Here is a 6,887-nt window from a genome sequence, read left to right as displayed (position 1 = left end):
CCACGGCGGAGCGCGGCTGCTGACCCGGCGGCGGGCCTGACGCGAGACGGCCGGGACTGCGCCGAACGGGTGAGCGCGCCCGGGTCCGGGCGAGTCAGAGCGTCGAGCACGTCGAGCACGTCCGAGGGGAAGCCCATGCCGCTGCTGGAACCCGAGCCCGGAGCCCTTCGCCCCCGCACCGTCGGCGGCCCCTCCCCCGACCGGGTGCCCGACCGGCAGGCGGGCGGGACCCCCGAGCCGCTGCGCCGGGAGCTGACCGAGCTGCTCGGCGCGGACAAGGTGCTCTCCAAGATCTCGGACCTGGTCCGCTACGCCTCGGACGCCTCCCCGTACCGGTTCCTGCCCCAGGTCGTGGTGATCGCCGAGGACATCGACGACGTCTCCGCCGTCCTGTCCTACGCCCACGGCAAGCAGCGCGACGTGGTCTTCCGCGCCGCCGGCACCTCGCTCAACGGCCAGGCCCAGGGCGAGGACATCCTGGTCGACGTCCGCCGCCACTGGGCCGGCGTCGAGGTGCTGGAGGAGGGCCGGCGCGCCCGCATCCAGCCCGGCACCACCGTGCTGCGCGCCAACGCCGCGCTGGCCCGCCACGGCCGCGTGCTCGGCCCCGACCCGGCCAGCGCCATCGCCTGCACCCTGGGCGGAGTCGTCGCCAACAACGCCTCCGGCATGACGGCGGGGACCACGAGGAACTCGTACCGCACCCTGTCCTCGCTCACGTTCGTGCTGCCGAGCGGCACCGTGGTCGACACCGCCGACCCGCTGGCGGACGAGGAGCTGGCGCGGGCCGAGCCCGCCCTGTGCCACGGGCTCCTGGAGATCAAGAAGGAGATCGAGGCCGATCCGGCGCTCGTCGCCCGCATCCGGGCCAAGTACGAGATCAAGAACACCACCGGCTACCGCCTCGACGCCTATCTCGACGGCAACACGCCCGTCGAGATCCTGCGCGGGCTGATGGTCGGCTCCGAGGGCACGCTCGGCTTCATCTCCGAGGTCGTCTTCGACACCCTGCCGCTGGACCGCGAACTCACGAGCGGGCTGCTCTTCTTCCCCTCGCTGCCCGCCGCGGCCGCCGCCGTACCGCTCTTCAACGAGGCGGGGGCGCTGGCCGTGGAGCTGATGGACGGCAACACCCTGCGCGCCTCGGTGAGCGTGGCCGGCGTACCCGCCGACTGGGCCGGACTGCCCAAGGACACGACCGCGCTCCTGGTCGAGTTCCGGGCCCCCGACGAGGCCGGCCGCGCGGAGTACGAGCGGCGCGCCGCCGAGGTCGTCGCCGGGCTGGACCTGGTGGCGCCGGTGGCCTCGGTGACCAACACCTTCACCCGCGACCCCAAGACCATCTCCGGCTACTGGAAGGCCCGCAAGGCCTTCGTCACGGCCGTCGGCGGCGCCCGCGCCTCCGGAACCACCCTGATCACCGAGGATTTCGCGGTGCCCCCGTCCCGGCTGGCCGAGGCCTGCGAGGCCCTCCTCGAACTCCAGGCGGAACACGGGTTCGACGCCGCCGTCGCGGGCCACGCCGCCCACGGCAACCTGCACTTCCTGCTCGCCTTCGACGCCGCCGCGCCCGGCGACGTCGCGCGGTACGCCGCCTTCATGGACGCCTTCTGCCGGCTCACCGTGGAGCGGTTCGACGGCTCCCTGAAGGCCGAGCACTCCACCGGCCGCAACATGGCCCCCTTCCTCGAACTGGAATGGGGACCCCGGGCCACCGAACTGATGTGGCGCACCAAGCACGTCATCGACCCCGACCTGGTGCTCGCCCCGCGGATCCTCCTCGACCGCGATCCGAAGGCGCACCTGCGCGGCCTGAAGACCATCCCGCAGGTGGAGGCGGTCGCCGACCCCTGCATCGAGTGCGGGTTCTGCGAACCGACCTGTCCCAGCGAGGACCTGACGACCACTCCGCGCCAGCGGATCGTGCTGCGCCGCGAGATGATGCGCCAGCAGCCCGGCTCCCCCGTGCTCGACGGGCTCCTCGACGCCTACGGCTACGACGCCGTGGACACCTGCGCGGGCGACTCCACCTGCAAGCTCGCCTGTCCCGTCGGCATCGACACCGGCGCCCTGATGAAGGACTTCCGCCACCGCCGGCACAGCCCGCGGGAGGAACGCGCCGCCGCGCTGGCCGCCGAGCGGTTCCGTGCCGTCGAGGCCGCCGCCCGGCTGGCCGTGGCCGCCGCCGACAAGATCAGCGACACCGTCGGGGACCGGGTCCTGCGGGCCGTTACGGGGGCCGCGCGCAGGATCGTACGACCGGACCTGGTCCCGGAGTGGCTGCCGCAGATCCCCGGCGCCGCGGCCCGGGAACTGCCCGCGACCCGGCGGGTGGGCGCCTCCGCCGTGTACTACCCGGCCTGCGTCAACCGGATCTTCGGCGGGCCCGACGGAATGCCGGGCCCCTCCCTGCCGGAGGCCGTCGTGGCGGTGTCCGAGCGGGCCGGGAAGCCGGTGTGGATCCCCCGGGACGTGACCGGCACCTGTTGCGCGACGATCTGGCACTCCAAGGGACACGACGCGGGCAACCGCGTGATGGCCAACCGGATCGTGGCGGCCGCGTGGGGCTGGACGGCCGGCGGGCGGCTCCCCCTCGTGGTCGACGCCTCCTCGTGCACCCTCGGCATCGCGCACGAGGTGGTCCCCTACCTGACCGTGGACAACCGAGCCCTCCACGCCGAGCTGCGGATCGTCGACTCCGTCGTCTGGGCGGCCGAGGAGCTGCTGCCGCACCTGGAGATCCGGCGCACGGTCGGCTCCGCCGTCCTCCATCCCACCTGCTCGATGCGGCACTTGGACGACGAGGCGCAGCTGCGCGCCGTGGCCGAGGCCTGTGCCGACGAGGTGGTGGTCCCGTACGACGCGGGGTGCTGCGCCTTCGCCGGCGACCGCGGCATGCTCCACCCCGAGCTGACGCAGTCGGCGACGGCGCGCGAGGCGGCCGAGGTGACGGCGCGCGCGTTCGACGCGCACCTGTCGGCCAATCGGATGTGCGAGGTGGGCATGGACCGGGCCACCGGCCGGAGCTACTACTCGGCCCTGCTGGAACTGGAGCGCGCCACCCGCCCTTAGGGCTTCGCGCGGAAAGCTTTGGCCAACGGAAAATCGATTGCCCTCGACCGGTCCGTAACGCGAACCTTGCACGGTTTGAACCACTCGACCAGTCATGGGGCGTCATGCAGATCAGCGATCTTCCGTATCCGGACCCAGGGGTACCCGACGCTCGCTCCGGCCCCCGATTCCTCTGGTGGCTGGGACGGGGCCAACTCGGCGGACAGGCCAAAAGCCTGAGCTGGGGGCTCCTGCACTTCTGCGGCGTGGCCGGACTGCCGTACACCGTGGGCCTGGGCGTCGACGCGGTCGTGGACCGCGACGGCGCCCGACTGCTGTGGGTCGGCGGCCTGATCGCGCTCCTGGGCGTCGCGATCTCGCTCGGCGACGCGATGCTGCACCGCACCGCCGTCACCAACTGGATCACCGCCGCCGCGCGGGTCCAGCAGCTGCTCGCCCGCAAGACCGCCGAGCTGGGCTCGGCCCTGACCCGGCGGGTCGCGGCGGGCGAGGTGGTGGCGGTGTCCACGGGCGACGTGGAGAAGATCGGCTGGTTCGTCGAGGCCGTCTCGCGCTTCCTCGCCGCCGCGCTGACCCTGGTCGTCGGCTGCGTGGTCCTGCTCTTCTACGCGCCCACGATCGGCGTGGTCGTGGCCGTCGGCATGCCGGTGCTCGCCCTCGCCGTCCTGCCGCTGCTGCCGCGCGCCACCCAGCGCGCCGACGTCCAGCGGGAGAAGGCGGGGCGGGCCACCGAACTGGCCTCCGACACCGTCGCGGGTCTGCGGGTGCTGCGCGGCATCGGCGGCGAGGAGCTCTTCCTCAGCCGCTACCGCGAGGCCTCGCAGGAGGTCCGCAAGGCGGCCGTGCGCAGTGCCCGGATGTGGGCGCTGATCTCCGCGATCCAGGTGCTCCTGCCGGGCGTGCTGCTGATCACGGTGGTCTGGTACGGGTCCTCGCTGGTGCTGGACGGCCGGCTCGCGGTCGGCGAACTCGTCGCCGCCTTCAGTGCGGTGGCCACGATGCTCTACCCGCTGCGGCACTTCGAGGAGATCGCGATGGCGTACTCCTTCTCGCGGCCCTCAGCGAAGCGGGCCGCCCGGGTGCTGTCGCTGACGCGGACGGACGCGGGCCCGGACGCGGGCCCGGACGCGGCCTCGGACGCGGCCGGCGGTTCCGGCGCGGACGCGGGCTCCGGCGCGGACGCGGGCTCCGGTGCCGTGCCGGCGGCCGTGGCGCAGGCCCCCGCCCCCGGCGGCGACCTGTACGACCCGCAGACGGGACTGCTCGTCCCGGCGGGCCGGTTCACCGCCGTGGTCTGCGGGGACCCCGACCTGGCGGGCCGGCTCGCGGAACGCCTGGGCGGGCATCCCATGGACGCCGCGGCCGGGCCCTCCGTCCTGCTCGGCGGAGTCGCGCTGGACGAGCTCGCGCTCGACACGGCGCGCACGCTGGTCCTCGTACAGGACAAGGACCCGGTACTGCTGTCCGGGACCCTGCGCGAACTGTTCGAGGTGCCCGCCTCCGGCTCGGTCGCTCCGCGGGAGGCCCTCGCGGCGGCCCGGTGCGCGGACGTGCTGGACGCCCTGCTGCAGTCCGCCCCGGACGGGGTGGACGATCCGATGGACGCGCGGATCACCGAGCGCGGCCGGTCGCTGTCCGGCGGGCAGCGCCAGCGGCTCGCCCTGGCCCGTTCGCTGGTCACCGACCCGGAGGTACTGGTGCTGGACGAGCCGACCTCGGCGGTCGACTCGCACACCGAGGCGCGGATCGCGGAGGGCATCGCGGAGCTGCGCGCCGGACGCACCACCGTGGTACTGGCGTCCTCACCGCTGCTGCTGGACCGCGCCGACCGGGTCGTCCTGGTCCACGAGGGCGCGGTCGTGGCGAGCGGCACCCACCGCGAGCTGCTGCACGGCGATCCGCGCTACCGCGCGGTCGTCACCCGCGAGACCGAGGACGAACAGCGGCTCTCGCGCCTGGAATCCGTACTGACAGAGATCGAGGAATCCGCATGATCGGCGTGGCGCCGCCGCAATACGATCCGGCGGCCCCCGAAACGGCCGCGACCCTGCCCGTGGGCACGTCGGCGACCGTACGGGGCTACGTGCGCGGCCTGTTCCGCCGCCACCGGCGGGCCTTCGTGGTGCTGATCGCGGTCAACACGGTCGCGGTGATCGCCTCCATGGTGGGCCCCTACCTGCTGGGGCAGGTGGTGGACCAGCTCGCGGAGGGGGCGCGCGAACTGCATCTGGGGCGCGTGGGACTGCTGTTCGCGCTCGCGCTCGGCGTCCAGACCTTCTTCGTCCGGCTGGTCCGGCTGCGCGGGGCGATGCTCGGCGAGGAGATGCTGGCCGATCTGCGCGAGGACTTCCTCGTGCGGTCGGTGGGCCTGCCGCCGGGCGTGCTGGAGCGCGCGGGAACGGGCGACCTGCTGTCGCGGATCACCACCGACATCGACCGGCTGGCCAACGCGATGCGCGAGGCCGTGCCGCAGCTGGCCATCGGCGTGGTCTGGGCGGGGCTGCTCTACGGGGCGCTCGCCGTGACCGCGCCGCCGCTGGCGCTGGCGGCGCTGGTGGCGCTCCCGGTGCTCGTGATCGGCTGCCGCTGGTACTTCAAGCGGGCGCCCCGGGCCTACCGTTCGGAGGCCGCCGGGTACGCGGCGGTCGCGGCCGCGCTCACCGAAACGGTGGACGCGGGCCGGACCATCGAGGCGCACCGCCTCGGCGGCCGCCGGATCGAGCTGTCGGAGCGGCGGATCAAGGAGTGGACGGCGTGGGAGCGGTACACGCTGTTCCTGCGGACGGTCCTCTTCCCGGTCGTCAACGTCACGTACGTGACGATCCTCGGCTCCGTGCTGATGATCGGCGGGTACTGCGTGATCCAGGGCTGGATGTCGGTGGGGCAGCTGACCACGGGCGCGCTGCTCGCGCAGATGATGGTCGACCCGATCGGGCTGATCCTGCGCTGGTACGACGAACTGCAGATCGCGCAGGTCTCGCTGGCCCGGCTCGTGGGCGTACGGGAGATCGAGCCGGACGCGGGGGACGCTGCCGTCTCGCCGGACGGCAGGGACGTCCGGGCGGACCGGGTGCACTTCGGGTACCGGGAGGGCGTCGACGTCCTGCACCAGGTGTCCATGTCGGTGCCGCCGGGTACCCGGATGGCCCTGGTCGGGCCCTCGGGCGCGGGCAAGTCCACGCTGGGCCGGCTGCTGGCGGGCATCTACGCGCCCCGGACCGGCGAGATCACCCTCGGCGGGGCCCGGCTGTCGCGGATGCCGGCGGAGCGGGTGCGCGAACACGTGGCCCTGGTCAACCAGGAGCACCACGTGTTCGTGGGATCCCTGCGGGACAACCTGCGCCTGGCGCGCACGGCGGCCGATGACGCCGAACTGTGGGCGGCGCTCGGCGCGGTCGACGCGGACGACTGGGCGCGGGCGCTGGACGCGGGCCTGGACACCGAGGTGGGTTCGGGCGCCGCGGCACTGACCCCGGCCCAGGCGCAGCAGATCGCACTGGCCCGGCTGGTCCTCGCCGACCCGCACACGCTGGTGCTGGACGAGGCCACCTCACTGCTGGACCCGCGCGCGGCCCGGCACTTGGAGCGCTCGCTGGCCCGGGTACTGGACGGCCGCACCGTGATCGCGATCGCCCACCGGCTGCACACGGCGCACGACGCGGACGTGATCGCGGTGGTCGAGGACGGCCGGATCAGCGAACTCGGCTCGCACGACGCCCTGGTCGAAGCCAACGGCGCCTACGCCGCCCTGTGGCGCTCCTGGCACGGCTGACGCGTCCCGCTCCGGCGGACGCACATGTACGGGGCCCCGTGCC

At 73.8% G+C, this 6,887-nt stretch carries 3 protein-coding genes; all 3 read left to right on the top strand.

Going from position 1 to position 6,887, the window contains the following annotated elements; translation table 11 throughout:
• Nucleotides 1-135 precede the first annotated feature (135 nt).
• Nucleotides 136-3,072 (top strand): FAD-binding and (Fe-S)-binding domain-containing protein, encoded by a 2,937-nt coding sequence (locus ACWGDE_RS34085; protein WP_453392927.1) that lies wholly within the window; start codon nt 136-138, stop codon nt 3,070-3,072.
• Nucleotides 3,073-3,176: 104 nt separating this feature from the next.
• The gene (locus ACWGDE_RS34080; RefSeq protein ID WP_453392926.1) at nt 3,177-5,066 is read left to right on the top strand and encodes an ABC transporter ATP-binding protein; all 1,890 of its coding nucleotides are present in this window, start codon (nt 3,177-3,179) and stop codon (nt 5,064-5,066) included.
• Entirely contained in the window at nt 5,063-6,844 is a 1,782-nt protein-coding gene (locus tag ACWGDE_RS34075) for an ABC transporter ATP-binding protein (RefSeq protein WP_453392925.1), read from the top strand. The genes ACWGDE_RS34080 and ACWGDE_RS34075 overlap by 4 nt, the downstream gene beginning before the upstream one ends.
• Nucleotides 6,845-6,887 lie beyond the last annotated feature (43 nt).

The sequence above is a fragment of the Streptomyces sp. NPDC054956 genome, from assembly GCF_053609185.1.
Note: the sequence above shows the minus strand (reverse complement) of the source record. Positions and strands in the feature narration are given on the sequence as shown.

What these genes read in the sequence shown, in the direction of transcription:
- ACWGDE_RS34080 (WP_453392926.1), top strand. Translation starts at nt 3,177, where the DNA reads ATGCAGATCAGCGATCTTCCGTATCCGGACCCAGGGGTACCCGACGCT.
- ACWGDE_RS34075 (WP_453392925.1), top strand. Translation starts at nt 5,063, where the DNA reads ATGATCGGCGTGGCGCCGCCGCAATACGATCCGGCGGCCCCCGAAACG.
- ACWGDE_RS34085 (WP_453392927.1), top strand. Translation starts at nt 136, where the DNA reads ATGCCGCTGCTGGAACCCGAGCCCGGAGCCCTTCGCCCCCGCACCGTC.